Genomic DNA, 23,396 nt, shown 5'->3' on the forward strand with positions numbered 1-23,396 from the left:
CCACAGAAACTGGGGATAAGCCGGACGCGATTCAGGCGGGAGGGAAGTCGTCGCCCATCAGCGCCCGGCGGGCGGCATGCCAACTGCCGACATCGGGCGCGTACAGCAGGCCGCCGCTGCGGTGGGTGGGCTTGTAGGGGCTGGCATCGAAATGGGCCGAGAAGCCGCCGGCTTCGCGGTGCAGCAGCCAGCCGGCGGCGTGGTCCCAGGGGTCGAGCTTGTTGTAGAGCATGACGTGGCAATGGCCGGCGGCCGCCATGCGGTATTCGTGCGCGGCGCAGCGCAGCGACGCGGTGGTGGCCAGCGCGCCCAGGTTGCCGTTGACCGTGGCGCGCAGCGGTTCGGGCAAGGCGCCGGTGGAGATCAGGCCATCCATGTCGTGGGGCGGGGCCGGCTCGGCCACCTTGAGCGGGGTCTGCGTGCCGTCGCCTGCTTCGGACCAGGCGCCTTCGCCGCGCACGGCCATGGCCCAGTCGTGCGCCACGGGATCGTAGATGACGCTGGCCAGCACGTCGCCGCGATGGCACACCGCCACCATCATGCCGAACAGCGGCAGGCCGGCCACGAAATTGCGGGTGCCGTCGATGGGGTCGATGAGGAAGGCCAGGTCGGCGTCGACCAGCATGTTGAGCAGCGCCGGATTGCGGGCCGCGGCTTCCTCGCCGACCATCACGGCGCCGGGATGCAGCTTGGCCAGGCGCGCGGCGATGAAGCGTTCGGCCGCTTCGTCGGCGTCGGTGACGAGATCGCGCGGCGAGCTCTTGCTGTGCACCGCATCGGCCGGCAGCCTGCGAAAGCGCGGCATGACCTCGGCCTGTGCGGCCTCGGCCAGGATCGCGCCGATGCGGCGGGTGTCTTCGCGGGTATAGGATCGGGTCATGCCGGACTCTTCGGAAGGAGCCGCAAATCTAGCATGTTTGGATGGCGGGCAGGTTGATGCGCGGGCGGGTTCCAGGCCCGGCCGGAGCGGGGGAAGGTGTCAGACACCTTGTATCTTGGGCGCAGTGGTGATTAGCTATCCCCACTAGCGGATCTGGTGAGCTTGTTCAGACACCGAAGGCTTGAGACTTTGTCCTACAGATTAAGCGCCGGATCCTCCCTCTGAGAGCCGACTGGACACTGGACGGTAGCGAAGGGCTTGGAGCCCCTGGATGTACAAGGCAAGTGGGCGCAGTGGGCTTGGAGGCAGCGTCAATAGGAGTCCAAGTCTATGTTTTTTCTGGGAATTGATGTTTCAAAGGCGAAGCTGGATTGCGCGCTGTTGAGCGCCGAAGGGACCAAGCGCAAGACCAAGGTGGTGCCCAATACGGCGGCCGGGGTGCGGCTGTTGCTGGGTTGGTGCGCCAAGCAGGGCGCGCAGCCCGAGCAGTTGCATGCCGTGCTTGAGCCGACCGGGCCGTATCACGAGCAGGCCGGCACGGCGCTGCACGATGCGGGGGTGACGGTGTCGATGATCAACCCGGCGCAGGCTCGCGATTTTGCGGGTGCGCTGGCGGTGCGCTCGAAGACCGATGGAATCGATAGCTACGTGCTGGCACGCTATGGCCAGGTGCTGCGTCCGTCGGCCTGGCAGCCTGCGCCGCTGCACGCGCGGCAGTTGCGCGCGCTGCTGGCTCGGCGCGAGGCGCTGGTTCAGGATTTGCAGCGAGAACTCAACCGCCAGGAGAAGGCCCAGTTCGGCCGCTCGCCGCAACTGGTGACGGGCTCGATCAGCGAGAGCGTGGCGTTCTTGCGCGAGCAGCTCAAGCGCCTGGAGCGTGCGATCGACGACCATATCGATCGTCATCCGGACCTGAAAGAAGATCGCGAGCTGTTGACCAGCATCCCGGCCATCGGCCCGCAAACAGGCAATGCCATCCTGTCGATCATGCACAACCGGCGTATCGACTCGCCAGGGGCGTTGGCCGCTTACCTGGGTGTGGTGCCGGTGCAGCGCCAGTCCGGGACCAGCCTGTGCGGCCGAGCGCGGCTGTCCAAGGCCGGCCCGGCTCAGGTGCGGGCCATTCTCTACATGGCTGCCATCGTGGCCGTGCGGCGTAATCCGCACGTGCAGCAGCTCTATGCCCGCTTGCTCAAGGCCGGCAAAAGCAAGATGGCCGCGCTGGGCGCGGCCATGCGAAAGCTCACTCACTTGTGCTTCGGCGTGCTCAAAAACCGCACCCCCTACCGCAGTGACTACGCTTTAAATGCTTGACTGCCGAGACGGTATCTGTAGCCGAGTGTCTGACACGCGAGCGGAGGGGGAGGTGTCTGACACCCCATGAGACGGGCCCTGCCTGCCTGGGGCATCCCGGGGGGTGTCAGACACCTGACAGCGACACTGACCGCGGCGGGTGTCAGATACCGGTGCCTGGCAAGCTCATGCGCCCAGGTCGACGCACAGGTACTTCAGTTCGAGGTATTCCTCGATGCCGTACTTCGACCCCTCGCGGCCCAGGCCCGATTGCTTGACGCCGCCGAACGGCCCGACCTCGTTCGAGATGATGCCGGTGTTGATGCCGACGATGCCGTATTCGAGCGCTTCGGACACGCGCCAGATGCGCGCGTAGTCGCGCGTGTAGAAGTACGCGGCCAGGCCGAAGATGGTGTTGTTGGCCTGCTCGAGCACTTCGGCCTCGGTCTCGAACTTGAACAGCGGCGCCACCGGCCCGAAGGTTTCCTCGACGGCGAAGCGCATCGAGGCGGTGACGTCACGCACCACGGTCGGCTGGAAGAACGTGCCGCCCAGCGCGTGCGGCTGGCCGCCGGTGACCACCTTGGCGCCCTGGGCGGTGGCGTCGGCGATGTGTTCCTGCACCTTGGCGACGGCATTGCCGTCGATCAGCGGGCCCTGCACCACGCCGTCGGCGAAGCCGTCGCCCACTTTCATGGCTTCGACCTTTGCGACCAGCCGCTTGACGACTTCTTCATAGACGCCCGCCTGCACGTAGATGCGGTTGGCGCACACGCAGGTCTGCCCGGCGTTGCGGTACTTGGAGGCGAGGATGCCGTCCACCGCGCGGTCCAGGTCGGCGTCGTCGAAGACGATGAACGGCGCGTTGCCGCCAAGCTCCAGCGAGAGCTTCTTGATGGTGGGCGCGCATTGCTCCATCAGGGTGCGGCCCACTTCGGTGGAGCCGGTGAAGCTGAGCTTGCGCACGACTTCGCTTTCGCACAGCGCCGCGCCGATTTCGCGCGAACTGCCGGTGATGACGTGGAACACGCCGGCCGGCACGCCGGCTTCCTCGGCCAGCACGGCCAGCGCCAGCGCGGTCAGCGGCGTCTGCTGGGCCGGCTTGACCACCATGGTGCAGCCGGCGGCCAGCGCTGGGCCGACCTTGCGGGTGATCATGGCGGCGGGGAAGTTCCAGGGCGTGATGGCGGCGGTCACGCCGATGGGCTGCTTCAGCACCATCAGGCGCTGGCCACCCTTGGGGCTTTGCAGGATGTCGCCGTCGATGCGCTTGGCTTCTTCGGCGAACCATTCGAGGAACGAGGCGGCGTAGGCGATCTCGCCGGCCGCTTCGGCGACCGGCTTGCCTTGCTCCGACGTCATGATGGCGGCCAGGTCCTGCTGGTTGGCCATCATCAGCTGGGCCCATTTCAGCAGGATCGCGCCGCGTTCCTTGCCGGTCTTGGCGGCCCAGGCGGGCAGGGCGGCCGCGGCGCTGGCGATGGCCTGCTCGGTTTCCTTGCGCCCCAGCTTGGGCACCGAGACGATGGTCTTGCCGGTGGAGGGGTTGTCGACCGGGATCGCGGCGGCGCCGCCGGCGCCTACCCATTTCCCGTCGATGTAGCAGGCGTCGCGCAGCAGTTCGGCGCGCTTGAGCGGATGGGACAGTTGCGACATGAATGCTCCTTGATATGGAAAGCGCGAAAACGGCTCGCCGGCCCGCCGCGTCCGGGCGGGCGCGGCGGGCCGGATGTGGTCCGGAGGATGCCGCCTTCAGGCGGTCAGGACATCGGCGAGGATATCCAGGGCCCGTTCGAACTGGGCATCCGGGATGGTCAAGGGATACAGGAAGCGCAATACGTTTCCGTATACACCGCAGCTTAGCAAAATCAGGCCGCGCTTGAGCGCTTCGTCCTGCACGCGCTTGACCGCCTGGGCATCGGGTTGGCCGGTGGCGGGGTCGTTCAGTTCCAGCGCGACCATCGAGCCCAGCCCGCGCACATCGGCGATGGCCGGGCAGCGGGGGCGCAGGCTGGCGAGGCGCTCCTGCAGGCGGCGGCCCAGCTCCGCGGCGCGCTCGCACAGCCGTTCTTCCTCGATCACGCCCAGCACGGCGTGGGCGGCCGCGATGGCCAGCGGGTGGCCGGCGTAGGTGCCGCCCAGGCCGCCCGGGGCCGGGCCGTCCATGACTTCGGCGCGGCCCACCACGCCGGAGATCGGGAAGCCGCCGCCCAGGCTCTTGGCCATGGTGATCAGGTCGGCCTCGACCGCGTGGTGCTGCATGGCGAACAGCTTGCCGGTGCGCGCGAAACCGGTCTGCACTTCGTCGGCGATGAGCAGGATGCCGTGCTCGTCGCAGACCTTGCGCAGCGCGTTCATCAGTTCCGGCGGCGTGATGTTGAAGCCGCCTTCGCCCTGCACCGGCTCGATGATGATGGCCGCCACGCGCTTGGGATCGATATCCGACTTGAACAGCAGGTCGAGTGCCTTGAGCGAGTCGGCCACGCTGATGGCCTGCGTGGCATTGGGGAAGGGCACGTGGTAGATGTCGCCCGGCATGGGGCCGAAGGCCAGCTTGTAGGGCGCCACCTTGCCGGTCAGCGCCATGCCCAGCATGGTGCGGCCATGGAACGAGCCCGTGAACGCCACCACGCCCGAGCGGCCGGTGTAGGCGCGCGCGATCTTGACGGCGTTCTCGACCGCTTCCACCCCGGTGGTGAAGAAGGCGGTCTTTTTCAGGCCGCCGATGGGCGCCAGGGCGTTGATGCGCTCGGCCAGCGCCACGTAGCCTTCATACGGCACGATCTGGTAGGCGGTATGGGTGAACGCCTCGAGCTGGGCGGCCACGGCGGCCTTCACCTTGGGATGGCGGTGGCCGGTGTTCAGCACGGCGATGCCGCCGGCGAAATCGATGTATTCCTTGCCGGTGTGATCCCACAGCGTGGCGTTTTCCGCGCGCACGGCATAGAAGTCGCACATCACGCCCACGCCGCGCGGCGTGGCGAGCGAACGGCGCGTGTTCAAGTCTGGGTTCTGCATATCAACAACCTCGATGGCAAACGGTCAGGCCGCGCGGATGCGGCGGGAAGCGCCGGCGCCGCCGGGCGGCGCCTGTCAATGGGTTATTTAATGCTAAGATGGCTCCATTCGTAGGAACCACTGCAGCAAAACAGGTAGAACCAATTGCGATCCCTTGCCGGCGACCTCCTGCAGCTGCGGCTGGGCGAACCCGGCGACGGGCCGATGAACAAGCGCCTGTACCAGGGCATCCGCGAAGCCATCCTCGAAGGCGCCATCCCCGCCGGCACGCGGCTGCCGGCCTCGCGCGACCTGGCGGCCGAGCTGGGCATCGCGCGCAATACCGTGGTGCACGTCTACGGCCAGTTGCTGGCCGAGGGCTATACCTACAGCCGCCAGGGCAACGGCACCTTCGTCACCGATTCGGTGCCCGACACCTACCTGGCCAGCGGCCGCGGCCAGCGCCATGCCAGCGCCGCGCAGCCCGGCGCCGCGCTGTCGCGGCGCGGCGCGCAGATCGTCGACGAGGTCTCGGCCTCGCCCTACCAGTGGGGCGCCTTCATGCCCGGCGTGCCCGACGTCACCGAGTTCCCGCACAAGAAGTTCGGCCGCATCGTCGGCGCGCTGTGGCGCGATCCCGCGCCGGACATGCTCAGCTATTCGTACGGAGGCGGCCTGCCCGCGCTGCGCGAGGCGCTGGCCCAGCATCTTTCGCTGACGCGTTCCGTCGATTGCGAGCCGGACCAGATCATCATCGTGGAGGGTTCGCACCAGGCCATCGACCTGGCCACCCGCATCCTGGGCGACCCGGGCGACGTGGCCTGGGTAGAGAACCCCGGATACTGGGGCGCGCGCAGCGTGCTGGCGGCCAACGGCATACGCATCGTGCACCAGCCGGTCGACGAGGAAGGCATGCAGGTGCCGACGCAGGCCGACGGCGCGCCGCCGCGTTTCGTGTTCGTCACGCCGTCGCACCAGTATCCGCTGGGCCCGGTGATGTCGCTGGCGCGGCGCCGGCAACTGCTGGCCATGGCGCGCGGCTGGGGCAGCTGGATCATCGAGGACGACTACGACAGCGAATTCCGCTTCTCGGGCCGGCCCATCGCCTCGCTGCAGGGCCTGGAGCCCGACGCGCCGGTGATTTACCTGGGCACGTTCAGCAAGACGCTGTACCCGGGCCTGCGGGTCGGCTACCTGGTGCTGCCCAAGGCGCTGACGGCGGCATTCCAGGCGGCGCACGCCGAGCTCTACCGCGAGGGCCACCTGATGACCCACGCGGCGCTGGCGACATTCATCGCCGAAGGCCACTATGCGGCGCATATCCGCCGCATGCGCATGCTGTATGCGCGCCGGCGCGCCATCCTGGTCAATCTCATCGAGCGCCGCCTGGGCGCGCAATGGCTGCATCGCGATTCCAGCGACGCGGGGCTGCACCTGGTGCTGAACTTGCCGCCCGACATGGACGACGCGCGGGTGGTAGAGGTGGCGCGGGCGCGCGGGGTGCTGACGCGTCCGCTGTCGCGCTACTACGCGGCGGGCACGCCGGGGCGCCGCGGCTTGCTGCTGGGCTACGCCTGCGTGCCCGACAGCGAGATCGCGCGCAAGTTCGAAGTGCTGCTGCAGAGCCTGGCCCAGGTCGACCGGGAAAGGTAGGCGCGGGCGCGCCGCGCCATGCCGGCCAGGCGCGCGGTCATGCCGACACGGCGTTCTTGAGATAGCCGATGAAGGCCTTGCACGCTTGCGGCAGGACGCGGCCGGCCAGGGTCTGCACCTCGAAATGGCGTTCGTTCATCTCGCGGTCGCGCAACGCGACGGCGACGATATTGTCCCAGCGCAGGCGGTTGCGGATCGCCAGCTCGCCGCAGAAGGTCACCCCGCCGCCCGCGCTGGCGAAGCCCACCAGCGCGTCCAGGCGCTGGCTGGTGAACACCGGCTCGCACGGCAGCTGCTGGCGGCTGCAACTGATGTCGATGAGCTGCCGCAGCGTGGTGTCGCCATTCGGCAGGGCCAGCGGATAGGCGACCACCTGCGCCAGCGACAGGGCCCGCCGCCCGGCCAGCGGATGGTCGCGCGCCAGCACCGCGCGTATCGGCGCCGGGCTGCGCAGTTCGACCCGGATGCCGCGCTGCGACGCCAGGCCCAGCGTGATGCCGATATCGGCCTCGCCGTCGCGCACGCGGCGCGGGATGTCCTGCTGCGAGCAGGCCTCCAGCGAGAAGCGGATGCCGGCGTATTGGCGGCGAAAGGCGCTGATCACGGCCGGCAGGAAGTCCGAGGCATAGCCTTCGGTCGTGACCAGCCGCACCTGGCCGTGACGCAGCCCGCGCAGCGCCTGGATCTCCTCGACGATGCGGTCGGTGTCTTGCTGCATGCGGCCGGCATGGGCGGCCAGCAGCTCGCCCGCCGCATTGAGGGCCATGCCGCGCGCGCGCCGCTCGAACAGCAGCGTGTCCAGCTCGCGTTCCAGCCGGGCGATCTGCCGGCTGACCGCGGACGGCGCGACCTCGAGCCGGGCGGCCGCCGCGCTGACCGAGCCGGTGCGCACCACTTCCAGGAAATAGCGCAGCGCCATTTCCTGGAGTACCTGGGTATTCATCATGCGGCTCCTGGGCAAGGTTTGCGTTTGGCGCAATGAATCATTCTAACCATTGATCTTGCTGCACGGCTCGGTCTGCGCCTAGGATGAGCGGGCCCGCCATAGCACGAGATTCTTGCCGCCAGATGACTACCGCCGATCCGTCCCGTCTCCTGCATGCCTTGCGGCGGGCCGAGCCCCTGCTGTGGGTCCGGCCGGCCGCCTGCGCCGATGCCGCCGCGCCCGCGCCTGTCACGGCCGCGCAGGTGGAGCAGGCGCGCCTGCGGATGGCGCGCTTCGCGCCCCTGCTGGCGGAGCTGTTTCCTGAATTGCGCGCCAGCGGCGGCGCCATCGAGTCGCCGCTGTTGCGGGCCGATGCCATGCAGCAGGCGCTGGGCTTGCCGGCCGCGTCCGGCCGCCTGTGGATCAAGGCCGACCACCAGTTGCCGGTGGCCGGCTCCATCAAGGCGCGCGGCGGCATCCATGAGGTGCTGGAGTTCGCCGAGGGCCTGGCGCTGCGCGAAGGGCTGCTCGATGCCGGGGACGACTATCGCAAGCTCGGCGGTCCGGCGGCGCGCGCCTGCTTTGCCCGCTACCAGGTCGCCGTCGGCTCCACCGGCAACCTCGGGCTGTCGATCGGCGTCATGGCGTCGGCGCTGGGCTTGCGCGCGGCGGTGCACATGTCAGCCGACGCCAAGCCGTGGAAGAAGGCACGCCTGCGCGCCCGCGGCGTGGAGGTGATCGAGCACGCGGGCGACTATGAACAGGCGGTGGCGGCCGGCCGGGACCAGCTGCGGGCCGACCCGCGCGGCCATTTCGTCGACGATGAACGGTCGTCGTCGCTGTTCCTGGGCTACGCGGCGGCCGCCTGGCATCTGCGCGCTCAGTTGGACGCCGAAGGCATCCGCGTCGACGCGGAACATCCGCTGTTTGTCTACCTGCCTTGCGGCGTGGGCGGCGCGCCTGGCGGCATTGCCTTCGGCCTGCGGCAGTTGTTCGGCCCGCATGTGCATTGCTTTTTCGCCGAACCCACCCAGTCGCCGTGCTTCCTGGCGCGCATGATGGCCGGCTGCGGCCAGTTGCCGCCGCTGGCCGGGCCGCCTTCGGTGTACGACCTGGGGCTGCGCAACCAGACGGAAGCCGACGGCCTGGCCGTGCCGCGCGCCTCCGAGCTGGCCTACGCGGCGGTCGGCGCGTGGCTGGACGGCGTCTATACGGTGGCGGACGAGCGCCTGTTCGCCGACCTGGCGCGCCTGCACGACAGCGAGGGGCTGCGCATCGAACCGTCGGCGGCCGCGGGTTTCAGCGGCCCCGCCCGGCTGTGCGGCAGCGACGCGGGACGGACCTGGCTGCGCGCCCATGGACTGGTCGGCCGCCTGGCGCGCGCCACGCACCTGGTCTGGACCACCGGCGGGCTGTACGTGCCGGACGACGAATACGCGGGTTTCCTGCGCCGCGGCCGGCAGGCCGCGGCCGCTTCCTGAGCGCGGCGCAGTCCGTGCCAGCCTTTCCACCACCACAACCTCGAGTACACCCATGAAAATCCCGTTTCTCGGTGCCAGTCTCGCATGTGCCTGCTTGCTGGGCGGCGGTGCCGCCGCCGTCGCGCAGGATGTCTACCCCAACCGTCCCATCACGCTGGTGGTGCCCTTTCCGCCAGGCGGCGCCACCGATGTGGTGGGCCGCGTAGTGGCCAAGACGCTGGGCCAGAAGCTCGGCCAGACGGTGGTGGTCGAGAACCGCGCCGGCGCGGGCACGGTCATCGGCGCGGGCCACGTGGCCAAGTCGCCCGCCGACGGCTACACGCTGCTGGTGAGCTCGGGCAGCACCTTCACGGTCAACCCGGCGATCCGCAGCAACCTGCCCTATGATTCGGTCAAGAGCTTCGAACCCATCGGCATCGTCGGCCGCTCGGGCCTGGCCTTGCTGGCGAACCCGCAGGTGCCGGTCAAGAACCTGCAGGAATTCGTGGCCTATGTGAAGGATCCCGCCCATGGCAAGCCACCGTACGGGTCGTTCGGCACCGGCACGACCTCGCATTTCGTCGGCGAGGCCCTGCTGGCCGCGGCTGGCGTGCAGATGACGCACGTGCCCTACAAGGGCAGCGCGCCCGCCATGACCGACCTGATCGGCGGCCAGATTCCTTTTTCGGTGGACACGGTCGCGGCCGCGCTGCCGCAGGCCCGGCAGGGCAAGATCCGCGTGCTGGCCATCTCCGCGCCCAAGCCGTCGGCCTTCTTCCCGGATGTGCCGACCATGGCGCAGGCGGGGTACCCGAGCGTGAACATGGACACCTGGCTGATGATGGTGGCGCCGCGCGGCTTGCCAGCCCAGGCCAAGGCCCGGCTCGAGGCGGCGCTGCGCGACACGGTGGCCGACCCCGAGGTGCGCAAGAATCTGGAGGCGCTGGGATTCGAACCGGAGTATTCCGACGCCGCGGCCAGCGAGGCCTTGATCCGCACCGAGCTGGTCTCGATGCGCGAGATCGCGCAGCGCGCCAACATCAAAGTCGAATGAGGAGTGGCAGCATGGCATTGGACGAATCCCTGGTATCGCTTTCCGCGGTCGAATTGCGCCGCCTGATCGGCGCGCGGCAGGTGTCGCCGGTGGAACTGCTGGAGGCCTGCATCGAACGGATCGCGCAGGTCAACCCGTACGTCAACGCGGTCACCGCGACCGCCTACGAGCGGGCCCGCGGCGAGGCGCGCGAGGCCGAGCGCGCCGTGCTGGCCGGCCAGCCGCTGGGGCTGCTGCATGGCCTGCCGCTGGGGGTGAAAGACCTGGAGCCGACCGCCGGCGTGCTGACCACCTACGGCTCGCCGCTGTACCGCGGCCATGTGCCGGCCGACGATGTGGAACTGGTAGCGCGCCTGCGCCGGGCGGGCGGCATCGTCGCCGCCAAGACCAACGTGCCCGAGATGGGGGCCGGCGCCAACTCGCGCAATGCGGTATGGGGCGCCACCGGCAACCCGTTCAACCCTAACCTGAATGCCGGCGGTTCGTCGGGCGGCTCGGCGGCCGCGCTGGCGTGCGACATGCTGCCGGTCTGCACCGGCTCGGATACCGGAGGTTCGCTGCGGATCCCGGCGGCCAAGTGCGGCGTGGTCGGCTTCCGGCCCTCGCCCGGGGTGGTGCCCAGCGCCCGCAAGCCGCTGGGCTGGACGCCGATCTCGGTGGTGGGGCCGATGGGCCGCACCGTGGCCGACGCGTGCCTGCAACTGGCGGCCTCGGCCGGCGTGCATGCCGGCGACCCGCTCAGCTACCCGCTGGACCCGCTGCAATTCCTGCAGCCGCGGCCGGCCGACCTGGGCGCGCTGCGCGTGGCCTACACCGAGGACTTCGGCGCCTGCGCGGTGGACGACGGCATCCGCGCCGCCTTCCGCGCCAAGATCGCCGCCATGCGCCACTTGTTCGCCGCCTGCGACCCGGTGGCAATGGAACTGGGCGAGGTGCATCGCTGCTTCGACGTGCTGCGCGCCGAGGCATTCGTGGCCGGCATGCGCGACGCCTACGAGAAGGACCCGGACAGCCTGGGGCCCAACACCCGCGCCAACTACGAGATGGGCGCGGCCATGAGCCTGCTGGACAGCGCCTGGGCCCAGGCCGAGCAGACCCGCGTGCTCAAGCGCTTCCAGCAGGTCTACGCCGATTATGACCTGGTGCTGGCCCCCACCACGCCGGTCTCGCCGTTCCCCTGGACGCAGCTGTATGCCGACACCATCAATGGCGAACCGCAGGAAAACTATTACCGTTGGCTGGCGCTGACGTATGTCGTGACGCTGACCACGCACCCGGCCCTCACGCTGCCGTGCGGCCGCGACGCGCAGGGCATGCCGTTCGGGCTGCAGGTGATCGGCCCGTTCCGCGCCGACCTGCAGGTGCTGGCCGCCGCGCAGGCCATGGAGCAGGCCTTCGCCGGCATCGAGGCGCTGCGCCGGCCGCTTCCCGACCTGGCCGCCCTGCGTCCCGCCGAGCCTGCGCTGACGTCGATCGTCACCGCGCCGCCCACGCTGCCGGCCGGTGGGCAGGGCGGGGCGGTGTCGGCGGTGTAGCGGCTACGACCGGGCCAGCGCCGCCGCCAGGCCGGCCGCGTTGCGCATGCCCTGGTCCTGGTAGTTGGTGTTGAGCACCGCATGGGCCTGCCGCACGCGCTCGGCCAGGCGCTTGAGGCGCTCGGCCAGTTCGGCCAGTTCGGCCGGCGAGTATTCGTACTGGAAGCGGCCGGACGAGGCGCCGGTCATGTTGTTCCATGCGGCGGCGTTGCGCCCGTGCAGGCGCACGACGGCCAGGTCGGGATGGGTGGTTTCCCAGACGGCCGGCACGGTGTTGTCGGAGCCCTGGGGAGCGTCGACCACCGTATGCACCGCGCCCAGCTCGCGCTCGAAGGCCAGGGTGGACGCACTGGCGGCGGCGCTGTCGAACCAGCTGCGATGGCGGAACTCCACCGCCATCAGGTGCTCATCCAGGTGGCGCGCGCAGTCGCGCACCAGCGCCATGCCGCGCGGTTCGCGCCGCACCCAGGGGGCGAACTGGAACTGCACGGCGCCCAGCTTGCCCGCCAGCCGCAGCGGCTCCAGCGCCACCAGGAAGCGGCGCCACAGTTCGTCGCGCAGTTCGGCCGGCACTTGGCCGTAGTAGAGCGTGGGCGCGCTGCGCGCGGGGCTGCCGGGTGGCGCCGGCGCGTCGGCGTCGTCGCCGGACGCGCCCAGTTCGCGCCGGATATCGGCGGGCAGGGCACGCAGCGACGCGGCATGGCCGGTGAACAGCCGGAACGCCTTGACGTTGAAGACGAAGCGGCCCGGCGTGCGCGTGGCCCAGGCATGCGCCATGTGGCCGCTGGGCAGGCCGTAGTAAGTGGCGTCGACCTCGGCCATGCCGAACTGGCTGGCATAGTGGCGCAGGCGCGCCTCCGGCGTGCGCACGTGCGGCGGGTAGAAGCGGCCGCAGGCCAGCAGGGTGGGGTCGGTCCAGGAGGCGGTGCCGGTCAGGATGGACATGGCGGGAAGGCGGCCGGCGCGGCGGGGCGCCAGCGTGCGCGGGCCCTGGGCGACGGCGGCGGTCGAGTTCCGGTTATAGTCTGTATGAATATACAGTATTGTCTTCGTCCTTCCCCATGTCCGGTTCTCCTGATTCTGCTGCCGGCGCCGCTCGCGGCGACGCCGATTACCTGTCCGACCTGAACCCCGCCCAGCGCGAGGCGGCCGAGTTCGGCGTGGGCGCCCCGGCCGCGCCCGCGCTGCTGGTGATCGCCGGCGCCGGCTCGGGCAAGACCAGCACATTGGCGCATCGCGTGGCGCACCTGATCCTCAACGGGGCCGACCCGCAGCGCATGCTGCTGCTGACGTTCTCGCGGCGCGCCGCCCAGGAAATGGAACGCCGCGTCGGCACCGTGCTGCGGCGCGTGATGAAACTGCATCCCACCCAGCAGGCGCCCGCGTTGCCGTGGGCGGGCACCTTCCACAGCATCGGCGCGCGCCTGCTGCGCGACTGCGCCGGCCGCATCGGCTTGGCCGAAAGCTTCACCATCCACGACCGTGGCGACGCCGAGGACCTGATGGGCATGGTGCGCCACGAACTGGGCCTGTCGGCCACTGCCGAGCGCTTTCCGCTCAAGGGCACCTGCCTGGCCGTGTATTCGCGCGTCATCAACAGCCAGGCCCCGGTGGCCGAGGTGCTGAAGGACGCCTATCCCTGGTGCGCGCAATGGGAAGACGCGCTCAAGCGGCTGTTCGCCGCCTACGTGCAGGCCAAGCAGGACCAGCAGGTGCTCGACTACGACGACCTGCTGCTGTACTGGGCCGAGATGATGCAGGATGAAGTGCTGGCGCGCGACGTGGGCGGGCGCTTCGATCATGTGCTGGTGGACGAATACCAGGACACCAACCGGCTGCAGGCCGCCATCCTGCTGGCCATGAAGCCCGACGGCCGCGGCCTGACCGTGGTGGGCGACGACGCGCAATCCATTTATTCTTTCCGCGCCGCCACGGTGCGCAATATCCTCGATTTTCCATCGCAGTTCGCGCGCCCGGCCCATATCGTCGCGCTCGAGCGCAATTACCGTTCGACCCAGCCCATCCTGGACGCCTCCAATGCGGTGATCGGCCTGGCGCGCGAGCGCTACACCAAGAACCTCTGGACCGACCGCGCCTCGACCCGCCTGCCGGCGCTGGTCACGGTCAGCGACGAGGCGGGCCAGGCGCGCTGGGTGGCCGACCAGGTGCTGGCGCGGCGCGAAGAGGGCGCCACCCTGAAGTCGCAGGCGGCGCTGTTCCGCGCGTCGAACCACAGCGCGGCGCTCGAGCTCGAGCTGACGCGCCGCAATATTCCATTCGTCAAGTTCGGCGGCCTGCGTTTCCTGGAGGCGGCCCATATCAAGGACGTGCTGTCGCTGTTGCGCTGGGCCGAAAACCCGCGCGGCCGGCTGGCGGGGTTCCGGGTGGCGCAACTGCTGCCCGGCATCGGGCCGGCCATCGCGGGCCGCCTCATGGACGCGCTGGCCGAGGCGGCCGACCCCTTGGCGGCGCTCGCGGATTTCAAGCCGGGCGCGGCCGCGCGGGGCGACTGGCAGGCCTTTGCCGAGACCTATGCCGCGCTGCGCGCGCCAGGGCTGCAATGGCCCGGCGACCTGGACCTGGCGCTGCGCTGGTATGCGCCGCAGCTCGAGCGCCTGTACGACGATGCGCGGGTGCGCAAGGCCGACCTGGACCAGCTGGCGCGCATCGCCGCCGGCTATGCCAGCCGCGAGCGTTTCCTGACCGAGCTGACGCTGGATCCGCCCGACGCCACCAGCGCGGAATCCGGGCCGCCGCTGCGCGACGAGGACTACATGATCCTGTCCACCATTCATTCGGCCAAGGGGCAGGAATGGAAGTCGGTCTATGTGCTCAACGTAGTGGACGGCTGCATCCCGTCGGACATGAGCACCGGCAGCGCCGAGGAAATCGAGGAAGAGCGCCGGCTGCTGTATGTGGCGATGACACGCGCCAAGGAGCATCTGCAGCTCGTCATGCCGCAACGCTTCTATGTGCACCAGCAGACCGGGCTGGGCGATCGCCATGTCTACGGGTCGCGCACGCGCTTCATTCCCGAGCCGCTGCTGCCGCTGTTCGAGTCGCTGCCCAGGCCGCCGGAACTGCCGTTCGGCCGCGGCCGTCCGCCAGAACAGGCCGCGCCCCGGATCGACGTGGCGCAGCGGGTCCGCAAGCTGTTCTCGTGAGCTATCATGCCCCGGTCGCCCGCGCCGGGGCGCGTTCCGGAGACCCGCATGCCGCAGAATGAATCCGCTACGTCGCAGCCGCAAGGCGAAGTGGTCGCCTCCGTGGCCTATGAACGGGGCGAGCGCGCCTACGACGTCCCCATCGAGGGCATCAAGGCGTATACCTGCCAGGACGAGAACCTGCTCTGGATCGGCCTGCGCAATCCTGGCGAGGCAATGCTGCGGCGGGTGGCCGACGACCTCGGCATCAAGGCCAAGGCGCGCGACGAGATGCTCGAAACGCACCGCCGCCCCAAGATCATCGATTTCGGCAGCTGCGTGCTGGTCGTGGCCATCACCGTCGAGGTCGAGCAGGACCGGCCCGTGTTCGGCGAAACCCAGGTCGTGATCGGCCGCGGCTACCTGGTGACGGTGCGGCGCGGCGCCACGGCCAGCCACAGCGAGCTGCGCGAACGCCTGGAAGGCGCGCCGGACCTGCTGCGGCGCGGCAGCGACTATGTCGCGTCCGAACTGCTGGACCTGCTCATCGACCGCTATGTCGCGGCCGCCGCCAAGCTGGAAAGCGTGGTCGAGAGCGCCGAGCAGAAGCTGATGATCCGCGGCGCCAAGGATTCGGACATCCGCAAACTGTACCGGCAGCGCCGCGACCTGCTGCGCATCCATACCGTGATCGCGCCGCTGGCCGAGATCTGCCGGCGCCTGGCCTCCATGGACATGTCCACCGTCGACGCCAACGCGCGCCCGTACTTCGCCGTGGTGGCCGACCGGGTGCTGCGGGTCGATGAGCTCATCAACGCGCTGCGCGAGGCGCTGGCGTTCGCCTTCGAAGCCAGCCTCATGATCGCCCAGACACAGCAGAACGACATCACCCGGCGGCTGGCGGCCTGGGCCGCCATCCTGGCAGTGCCCACCGCGGTTGCCGGCATCTACGGCATGAATTTCGAGTTCATGCCCGAGCTCAAGACCCACTGGGGCTACCCGGTCACGCTGGTCGCCATCGTCACCGCCTGCGGGGTGCTGTACTGGCGCTTCCGCAAGGCGGGCTGGCTGTAGCGCGGGCCGCGTTCCGCCGCCGGCACGCTCTGTGGCACACTGCGGGCCACTGGATTCTTCGGGACACACATCTTGCGCAAGCCGTATTCGTTCGGCCGCCTGGGCCGCAGGCTGGGCGGCATCGTGGGCGTGGCCCTGGCCGCCGCGCTGGTCCATTGGTTCCAGGGCGGCCGGGAGCCCGCCCCGCCTGCGACCGCGCCAGCCGGCCAGCCCGCGCCTGCGGCTCCCGCCATGCCGCCGGCGGCCGGCGCCGTGCCGCCGGGGCGCTACGCCCTGACCGGTGAGATCGTCAAGGTGGCCGATGGCGATACCGTCACCCTGCGGGCCAATGGGCGCCAGCACCGCATCCGCCTGGACAGCATCGACGCGCCCGAGGACGGCCATAGCCCGCGCGAACCTGGCCAGCCATACGCCGAGGCGGCGCGGCGGCACCTGGAACAACTGGTGGGCGGCAAGACCCTCACCGCGCAATGCTACGAGCAGGACCAGTTCGAGCGCGACGTGTGCGCGCTGATGCTGCCCGGCGGCAATTCGGCCAACCGCGCCCAGGTCTCCGCCGGCTACGCCTGGGCCTACACCGCGCGGCGCGGCGACTACCTGCGCGACAAGGCCATGCCGGGCCTGCAGGACCAGGCCCGGCAGGCCCGGCGCGGCCTGTGGGAGCGACCCCGGGCCACCGAACCCTGGAAATGGCGCTACGAATGCTGGCGCAACCAACGCTGCCAATAGCTTGTCCAAGGGCAAGCCGCCGGGCGCAAGCCCGGGCTTGCCTGGATGGGGCGCGCGGACAGCCTTTGCTATGCTGTGCGCCGGGCTGTATGCAGGATAACGAGACGGAAATGGTTCTATGGGTGCATGGCTGCGGGGGATCTCGATAGCGGCGCTGGCGTCGGTGCTGGCATTGGCGGGTTGTTCGCGGGACCCGATCAACAGTCCCTATGAAACCGGCGCGCTGGCCGAAAACACGCTGTATACCGCGTTCGTCAAGCGTTCGCCCAAGTACCTGGACCCGGCGCGGTCTTATTCCACCGACGAAACCCCGTACACCTACAACATCTACGAGCCGCTGTACGGCTACCAGTATCTCAAGCGGCCCTACGAGCTGGTGCCGCGCGCCGCGGCGGCCGTCGCGCAGCCGCGCTACCTGGACGCGCAAGGCAAGGTCCTGCCCCAGGACGTGCCCGGCCAGCAGGTGGCCGAAAGCGTGTACGACATCCGGATCCGTCCGGGCATCCGCTTCCAGCCGCACCCGGCCTTCGCCCGCGATCCCGATGGCGGCTACACCTATTTCCCGCTGCAGCCGGGCGAGCTGGACGACAAGTTCTACCTGCCGGATTTCCCCCGCACCGGCACGCGCGAGCTGACCGCCGCCGACTACGTCTACGCGTTCCGGCGGCTGGCCAGCCCCCGGGTGGCCTCGCCGATCTATTCGCTGATGGCCGACTACATCATCGGCATGCAGGACTACAGCGAACGCCTGCGCCAGCGCGACGAGGCGCTGCGGCGCGGCCTGCCCGCCGGGCAGCGCGACCTGCCCTGGCTCGACCTGCGCGAGGCCGACGGCTTCGACGGCGTGCAGGCGCTCGATGCCCATACGCTGCGCATCCGCATCAAGGGCAAGTATCCGCAGTTCAAGTACTGGCTGGCCATGACCTTCACGGCCCCCATCCCCTGGGAAGCCGACCGCTTCTACAGCCAGCCCGGCATGGCCGGGCACGACCTGTCGCTCAACACCTGGCCGGTGGGCACCGGCCCCTACATGCTGGCCGAATCGCTGCAGAACCGCCGCCACGTGCTGGCGCGCAACCCCAACTTCCGCGGCGAACCGTATCCCTGCGAGGGCGAGCCGGCCGACCGCGCCGCCGGCCTGCTGGCCGATTGCGGCAAGCCCACGCCGTTCGTCGATCGGGTGGTGTTCAGCGTCGAGAAGGAAGCCGTGCCGCTGACCGGCAAGTTCATGCAGGGCTATTACGACATCCCGCAGGTCGAGCGCGGCGAGTACGGCGTGGCCATGCTGGTGGCCGCCGGCGACTCGCCCGACAAGGCCAAGCGCTACCGCGACCATGGCATCCAGCTGCCCACCGCCATCGAGACTTCCAGCTGGTACATGGGCTTCAACTGGCTGGACCCGGTGGTGGGGCTGGGCGATACGCCCGAGCAGCAGGAAAAGAACCGCAAGCTGCGCCAGGCCATCAGCATCGCCTTCAATTGGGAAGAATACGTGGCCGTGTTCGAGAACAGCCAGGCCATGGTGGCGCACGGGCCGGTGCCGCCCGGCGTGCTGGGCTACCGCGATCTGCCCGAGGGCATGAACCCGGTGGTGTACCGGGAGGTCGACGGCCGGGTGCAGCGCAAGCCGATTGAAGTCGCCAAGCAGTTGCTGGCCGAGGCCGGCTACCCCAACGGCCGCAACGCCGAGACCGGCGCGCCGCTGGTGCTGTACTACGACGCCATGACCGGCGGCGGCGCCAACCCGCAGTTCGACTGGATGCGTCGCCAACTGGCCAAGATCGGCATCCAGATGGACGTGCGCTCCACCGACTACAGCCGCTTCCAGGACAAGATGCGGCGCGGCACCGCGCAGATCTTCTACTGGGGCTGGGTGGCCGACTACCCCGACGCCGAGAACTTCCTGTTCCTGCTGTACGGGCCCAACGGCAAGGCCAAGCATGGCGGCGAGAACGCCGCCAACTACGTCAACCCCGAATACGACCGGCTGTTCGAGCAGATGAAATACCTGGACGACGGCCCCGAGAAAGAGACCGTGATCGCCCGCATGGTGGCCATCGTGCAGCGCGACGCGCCGTGGATGTTCGGCTATTTCCCCATGTCGGGCGGCGCCTACCAGCAATGGGTGGGCAACGCCAAGCCCACCCAGATGGTGCGCAACACCCTGCAGTACGTGAAGATCGACCCGGCGCTGCGGGTCCGCAAGGTGCATGAATGGAACACGCCGCTGTGGTGGCCGCTCGGGGTGCTGGCCGTGCTGCTGGCGCTGGCGATCTGGCCATCGTACGTGGCGCTGAAGCGGCGCGAGCGCCAGACGGCCTTCGGGCCGGGCGCCGCGCCGGCCCGACCCAAGGAGCAACGGCCATGACCGGCTACATCATCCGCCGCCTGCTGTACGGGGTACTGATCCTGGTCGGCGTCAACCTGTTCACCTTCATCCTGTTTTTTGCCGTCAACACCCCGGACGACATGGCGCGCCTGGCCATCGGCGGCCAGCGCGTCAGCCAGGAAGCGATCGAGCGGTGGAAGGCCGAGCACGGCTACGACAAGCCGCTGTTCGTCAATACCGGGGCCGAGGGCGCCGCGCGGCTGACCGACACGGTGTTCTACCAGCGTTCGGTGCCGCTGCTGGCGCTGGAGTTCGGCGCCTCGGATGCCGGACACGACATCGGCCGCGAGATCCGCATGCGCATGGGCCCGAGCCTGGCGCTGGCCATTCCCACGTTCATCCTGGGCTTGTTCGCCAGCGTGGCGTTCTCGCTGCTGCTGGTGTATTTCCGCGCCACCCGGCTCGACTTCTGGGGCGTGGTGCTGTGCGTGATACTGCTGTCGATCTCCAGCCTGTTCTACATCATTGCCGGCCAATGGATGTTCTCCAAAGTGCTGCGGCTGGTACCGTATTCCGGCTTCGCCGGCGGGCTGGACGCAATCAAGTTCCTGGCGCTGCCGGTATTGGTGGCGATCGTCTCGCGCCTGGGGCCCGAGGCGCGCTTCTACCGCGCGCTGTTCCTCGAAGAGGCCGGCAAGGACTACGTGCGCACGGCGCGCGCCAAGGGCCTGGCCGAGCGCGTGGTGCTGTTCCGCCACGTGCTGCGCAACGCCATGCTGCCCATCCTGACCGGCACCGTGTCGGCCATTCCGCTGCTGTTCATGGGCAGCCTGATCGCCGAGTCGTTCTTCGGCATCCCCGGACTGGGCAGCTACACCATCGACGCCATCAACGCCCAGGATTTCTCCATCGTGCGCGCCATGGTGTTCCTGGGGTCCGCGCTGTATATCGTGGGCCTGATCCTGGCCGATATTTCCTATACGCTGGCCGACCCCCGCGTACGCTTCGAGTGACCGCCATGCCCAAGTTCGTATTCCTCTGGACCGATGTGGCGCTGTTCCTGCTGGTGGCGGGCGTGCTGGGCTATGCCTGGCGCGTGCGCCGCAGCCCGGCCTTGCGCGCGACCTGGGCGCGCGTGGGCCGCGACGCGCCCGCCATGAGCTCCGCCGTGATCCTGCTGGCGTTCGTGGCGGTGGGCCTGCTGGACTCGATCCACTACCGGCCGCAATTGCCGCCCGCGCCGGGCGCCGCGGCCGATGCGCCGCCGATCTATGCCCCGGCGGTCCGCTCCGCGCTGGACGGCCTGCTGGACGGCACGGTGCTGGCGCGTCCCGAAAAGACCTACTCCGCGCCGCTGGCGGCCCGCCAGTTCACCAAGGAAACCGAACTGATCGACGGCCAGCCGGTGCGCGACTTTCCGCGCCTGCGCAGCGGCGGCGCACACCTGGCCGAGCCGGACACGGAGCGCTGGCCCGACGTCTTGCGGCGCCTGGGCTGGGGCCTGGCCGGCGGCGCGGCGGCGGCGCTGGCGGGCGGCGTCCTGTTGTGCGCCGGGCTGGCGCGCGGTCGCGCCTCATGGCGCCGGGCGCTGGCCGACGTGGCCGGCGCGCGCACCGACATGCCGTGGCGCGCCATGTGGATCACTTTCGCGCTGCTTTGCCTGGCGGTCGGCGCGGTGGCCGGGCTGGCGACCGGCTATCACACCTTCGGCACCGACCGCACCGGCAACGATGTGCTCTGGCAGGCGCTGAAAAGCGTGCGCACGGCGCTGGTCATCGGCAGCCTGACCACGCTGGCCATGCTGCCGCCAGCCATCGGCTGCGGCATCGCGGCCGGTTATTTCAAGGGCAGGATCGACGACGCCATCCAGTACGTCTACACCACGCTCACGTCCATTCCGGGCGTACTGCTGGTGGCGGCCTGCGCGCTGATGATGCAGGTCTACATCGACAGCCACCCCGACCTGTTCGATACCTCGGCGGCGCGCGCCGACCTGCGCTTGTTCCTGCTGTGCATGATCCTCGGCCTGACCGGCTGGTCGGGCTTGTGCCGGCTGCTGCGCGCCGAGACCCTCAAGCTGCGCGAGCTCGAATACGTGCAGGCGGCGCGCGCCTTCGGCGTATCGCACTGGCAGATCATGCGGCGCCACCTGCTGCCCAATGTGATGCATATCGTGCTCATCACGGTGGTGCTGGAATTCTCCGGGCTGGTGCTTTACGAGGCCGTGCTGTCCTACCTGGGCATCGGCGTCGACCCCAGCATGAATTCGTTCGGCTCCATGATCGACAGCGCACGGCTCGAGATGTCGCGCGACCCGATGATCTGGTGGAACCTGCTGACCGCGTTCGTGTTCATGCTGGCGCTGGTGCTGGCGGCCAACTTGTTCGCCGATGCGGTGCGCGAGGCCTTCGACCCGCGCGCGCGCCGCTATCGGCCGGCGCGCCTGGCCGAAGCCAGCGCGGCGCCGGTCGCGGATGCCGGAGCCCCGCGATGAGCCGGCCCGCCGACGCCTTGCTGACCGTGGACGGCCTGGACGTCGCCATCGCCGGCGAATCCGGCTTGACGCATGCCGTCAAGCGCCTGCGGCTGGCCATCGCGCGCGGCGAGACATTCGCCCTGGTGGGCGAGTCCGGCTGCGGCAAGAGCATGACGGCGCTGGCGTTGTTGCGGCTGCTGCCCGACGCCGGCCGCATCGTGGGCGGGCAGATCGAGCTGGGCGGGCAAGACCTGAACCTGCTGGCCGAGAGCGCCATGCGCGGCGTGCGCGGCGGGCGCATCGGCATCATCTTCCAGGAACCCGCCACCAGCCTGAATCCCGTCATGCGGGTGGGCGAACAGATCCTCGAGACGCTGACCGCCCATACGCCGCTGCGCGGCGCGGCGGCGCGCGCGCGCGCCATCGACTGGCTGCGCCGCGTCGGCATTCCCGAGCCGGAGCGCCGTATCGACGACTACCCGTTCCAGTTTTCGGGCGGGCAGAAACAACGGGTGATGATCGCCATCGCGCTGGCCGCCGAGCCGGCGCTGCTGATCGCCGACGAGCCCACCACGGCGCTGGACGTGACCGTGCAGGCCCAGGTGCTGGACCTGCTGGCCGATATCCAGCGCGAGATGGGCATGGCGATTCTGCTGATCACCCATGATCTGGCGGTGGTGCGCAATGTGGCGCAGCACGTGGCCCTGATGCGCGCCGGCGAGATCGTCGAGAGCGCGCCGGCCGATGTGTTCTTCGCCGCGCCGCGTCATCCGTATGCGCGGCAGTTGTTCGATGCCATTCCCACCTACGCCAAGCGCGGCCGGCCGCTGGCGGGCGGGCCGGGCGCCGCGCCGTCCGCGCGGCCGGCGCCGGCGGGCGAGGTGGTGCTCGATGTGCAGGACCTGCTGGTGCACTACCCGGTGCGCAAGGGCCTGTTGCGGCGCATCGATTCCTGGGTGCAGGCGGTCAATGGCGTGACGTTCTCGCTGCGCGCCGGCGAAACGCTGGCGCTGCTGGGGGAATCGGGCTGCGGCAAGACGACTACCGGCAAGGCGCTGTTGCGGCTGGCCGAGGGCGCCAAGGTCGAGGGCAGGGCGGTGCTGCAGGGGCGCGACCTGCTGCGCGCCGGCCACCGCGAACTGCGCCGCATGCGGCAGGACATCCAGATCGTGTTCCAGGATCCGTTCGCCTCGCTGAACCCGCGCATGCGGGTGGGCGACATCCTGGACGAAGGCATCGCATCGCTGCGCCCCGACCTGGCCGAGCCGGCCCGCCGCGAGCGCGCGCAAGGCCTGCTGCGGCGCGTCGGGTTGCCCGACGACACGGCCAGCCGCTATCCCCACGAGTTCTCCGGCGGCCAGCGCCAGCGCATCGCCATTGCGCGCGCGCTGGCGGTCGAACCCAAGGTGTTGATCTGCGACGAGCCTACGTCGGCGCTGGACGTTTCCGTGCAGGCGCAGATCCTCGACCTGCTGCGCGAGCTGCAGGTCGAGTTGGGCATTGCCTATCTATTCATCACGCACAACTTCGGCGTGGTCGAATACCTGGCCGACCGCATCGCCATCATGCACGAAGGCCGCATCGTCGAAGAGGGCAATGCCGACGCCGTCCTGCACGCGCCGCGCCACGAAATGACCCGTCGCCTGCTGGACGCCGTGCCCAGGCTGACGTTCGGCAAGCAGGCGTGAATGCCGGCCTTGCCGGGCATGAGCAACGGGAAGGTGTCTGACACCCCGCGAGCAGCCGCGTGCATGCCGGGACCATGGCACGGGGTGTCAGACACCTGGTGCGCTATTGGGGAGAGCTAATCACCACTGCGTGCAAGACACAAGGTGTCTGACACCCCGT

Annotated in this window: 17 protein-coding genes; 12 read left to right on the forward strand and 5 right to left on the reverse strand. The window is 69.5% G+C overall.

Annotated elements, in window-relative coordinates:
• Positions 1 to 31 precede the first annotated feature (31 nt).
• Positions 32 to 880 (reverse strand): inositol monophosphatase family protein, encoded by an 849-nt coding sequence (locus tag ACKTT0_RS16685; protein WP_407850931.1) that lies wholly within the window; start codon positions 878 to 880, stop codon positions 32 to 34.
• 330 nt (positions 881 to 1,210) lie between these two features.
• Here ACKTT0_RS16685 and ACKTT0_RS16690 point away from each other — a divergent pair, with 330 nt between their 5' ends.
• Positions 1,211 to 2,194: an IS110 family RNA-guided transposase gene (locus ACKTT0_RS16690; RefSeq protein WP_407847750.1), complete on the forward strand. Its 984-nt coding sequence runs from the start codon at positions 1,211 to 1,213 to the stop codon at positions 2,192 to 2,194.
• Between the two features lie 165 nt (positions 2,195 to 2,359).
• Here ACKTT0_RS16690 and ACKTT0_RS16695 read toward each other — a convergent pair whose 3' ends face one another.
• Together ACKTT0_RS16695 and ACKTT0_RS16700 are read right to left on the reverse strand one after the other, a co-directional pair.
• Positions 2,360 to 3,829 carry an NAD-dependent succinate-semialdehyde dehydrogenase gene (locus ACKTT0_RS16695; RefSeq protein WP_407850932.1) on the reverse strand — a complete coding sequence of 490 codons (1,470 nt, stop codon included), beginning with the start codon at positions 3,827 to 3,829 and terminating at the stop codon, positions 2,360 to 2,362.
• 96 nt (positions 3,830 to 3,925) lie between these two features.
• On the reverse strand, positions 3,926 to 5,191 hold the full coding sequence (locus ACKTT0_RS16700) for a 4-aminobutyrate--2-oxoglutarate transaminase (RefSeq protein ID WP_028353605.1): 1,266 nt from the start codon (positions 5,189 to 5,191) through the stop codon (positions 3,926 to 3,928).
• Between the two features lie 144 nt (positions 5,192 to 5,335).
• On the opposite strand from ACKTT0_RS16700, the gene pdxR reads away from it, so the two are divergent.
• Positions 5,336 to 6,823 carry a MocR-like pyridoxine biosynthesis transcription factor PdxR gene (gene pdxR, locus ACKTT0_RS16705; protein WP_407850933.1) on the forward strand — a complete coding sequence of 496 codons (1,488 nt, stop codon included), beginning with the start codon at positions 5,336 to 5,338 and terminating at the stop codon, positions 6,821 to 6,823.
• A gap of 37 nt (positions 6,824 to 6,860) precedes the next feature.
• Here the strand turns inward: pdxR and ACKTT0_RS16710 are convergent, their stop codons facing one another.
• Positions 6,861 to 7,766 (reverse strand): LysR family transcriptional regulator, encoded by a 906-nt coding sequence (locus ACKTT0_RS16710; RefSeq protein WP_028353603.1) that lies wholly within the window; start codon positions 7,764 to 7,766, stop codon positions 6,861 to 6,863.
• Between the two features lie 125 nt (positions 7,767 to 7,891).
• On the opposite strand from ACKTT0_RS16710, the gene ACKTT0_RS16715 reads away from it, so the two are divergent.
• From ACKTT0_RS16715 to ACKTT0_RS16725, 3 genes are read left to right on the forward strand one after another with little or no spacing between them, the layout of a single operon-like run.
• A complete protein-coding gene (locus tag ACKTT0_RS16715; RefSeq protein ID WP_407850934.1) occupies positions 7,892 to 9,229 on the forward strand; it encodes a D-serine ammonia-lyase in 1,338 nt (445 codons plus the stop codon).
• 52 nt (positions 9,230 to 9,281) lie between these two features.
• Entirely contained in the window at positions 9,282 to 10,262 is a 981-nt protein-coding gene (locus ACKTT0_RS16720) for a Bug family tripartite tricarboxylate transporter substrate binding protein (RefSeq protein WP_407850935.1), read from the forward strand.
• Positions 10,263 to 10,273: 11 nt separating this feature from the next.
• Positions 10,274 to 11,797 (forward strand): amidase, encoded by a 1,524-nt coding sequence (locus tag ACKTT0_RS16725; protein WP_407850936.1) that lies wholly within the window; start codon positions 10,274 to 10,276, stop codon positions 11,795 to 11,797.
• Between the two features lie 3 nt (positions 11,798 to 11,800).
• Here the strand turns inward: ACKTT0_RS16725 and ACKTT0_RS16730 are convergent, their stop codons facing one another.
• Positions 11,801 to 12,742: a DUF72 domain-containing protein gene (locus ACKTT0_RS16730; RefSeq protein WP_407850937.1), complete on the reverse strand. Its 942-nt coding sequence runs from the start codon at positions 12,740 to 12,742 to the stop codon at positions 11,801 to 11,803.
• A gap of 116 nt (positions 12,743 to 12,858) precedes the next feature.
• Here ACKTT0_RS16730 and ACKTT0_RS16735 point away from each other — a divergent pair, with 116 nt between their 5' ends.
• The 7 genes from ACKTT0_RS16735 to ACKTT0_RS16765 all read left to right on the forward strand — a co-directional run bounded on the left by ACKTT0_RS16735 (position 12,859) and on the right by ACKTT0_RS16765 (position 23,236).
• Positions 12,859 to 14,961, forward strand: coding sequence for an ATP-dependent helicase (locus ACKTT0_RS16735; RefSeq protein WP_407850938.1), 2,103 nt, complete (start codon positions 12,859 to 12,861; stop codon positions 14,959 to 14,961).
• A 48-nt stretch (positions 14,962 to 15,009) separates the two neighbouring features.
• Positions 15,010 to 16,014 carry a magnesium and cobalt transport protein CorA gene (locus tag ACKTT0_RS16740; protein WP_407850939.1) on the forward strand — a complete coding sequence of 335 codons (1,005 nt, stop codon included), beginning with the start codon at positions 15,010 to 15,012 and terminating at the stop codon, positions 16,012 to 16,014.
• A gap of 72 nt (positions 16,015 to 16,086) precedes the next feature.
• Complete coding sequence (locus tag ACKTT0_RS16745) at positions 16,087 to 16,743, forward strand: thermonuclease family protein (protein ID WP_407850940.1); 657 nt, start codon at positions 16,087 to 16,089, stop codon at positions 16,741 to 16,743.
• 118 nt (positions 16,744 to 16,861) lie between these two features.
• Positions 16,862 to 19,111: an ABC transporter substrate-binding protein gene (locus ACKTT0_RS16750; RefSeq protein WP_407850941.1), complete on the forward strand. Its 2,250-nt coding sequence runs from the start codon at positions 16,862 to 16,864 to the stop codon at positions 19,109 to 19,111.
• Complete coding sequence (locus tag ACKTT0_RS16755; RefSeq protein WP_407850942.1) at positions 19,108 to 20,085, forward strand: ABC transporter permease; 978 nt, start codon at positions 19,108 to 19,110, stop codon at positions 20,083 to 20,085. The genes ACKTT0_RS16750 and ACKTT0_RS16755 overlap by 4 nt, the downstream gene beginning before the upstream one ends.
• Positions 20,086 to 20,090: 5 nt before the next feature.
• Positions 20,091 to 21,566, forward strand: coding sequence for an ABC transporter permease (locus ACKTT0_RS16760; RefSeq protein WP_407850943.1), 1,476 nt, complete (start codon positions 20,091 to 20,093; stop codon positions 21,564 to 21,566).
• The gene (locus ACKTT0_RS16765) at positions 21,563 to 23,236 is read left to right on the forward strand and encodes an ABC transporter ATP-binding protein (protein WP_407850944.1); all 1,674 of its coding nucleotides are present in this window, start codon (positions 21,563 to 21,565) and stop codon (positions 23,234 to 23,236) included. The genes ACKTT0_RS16760 and ACKTT0_RS16765 overlap by 4 nt, the downstream gene beginning before the upstream one ends.
• The last annotated feature ends 160 nt before the right edge of the window (positions 23,237 to 23,396 follow it).

The sequence above is a fragment of the Bordetella saccharivorans genome, assembly GCF_045862855.1.
Classification (GTDB): Bacteria; Pseudomonadota; Gammaproteobacteria; order Burkholderiales; family Burkholderiaceae_B; genus Bordetella_A; species Bordetella_A petrii_F.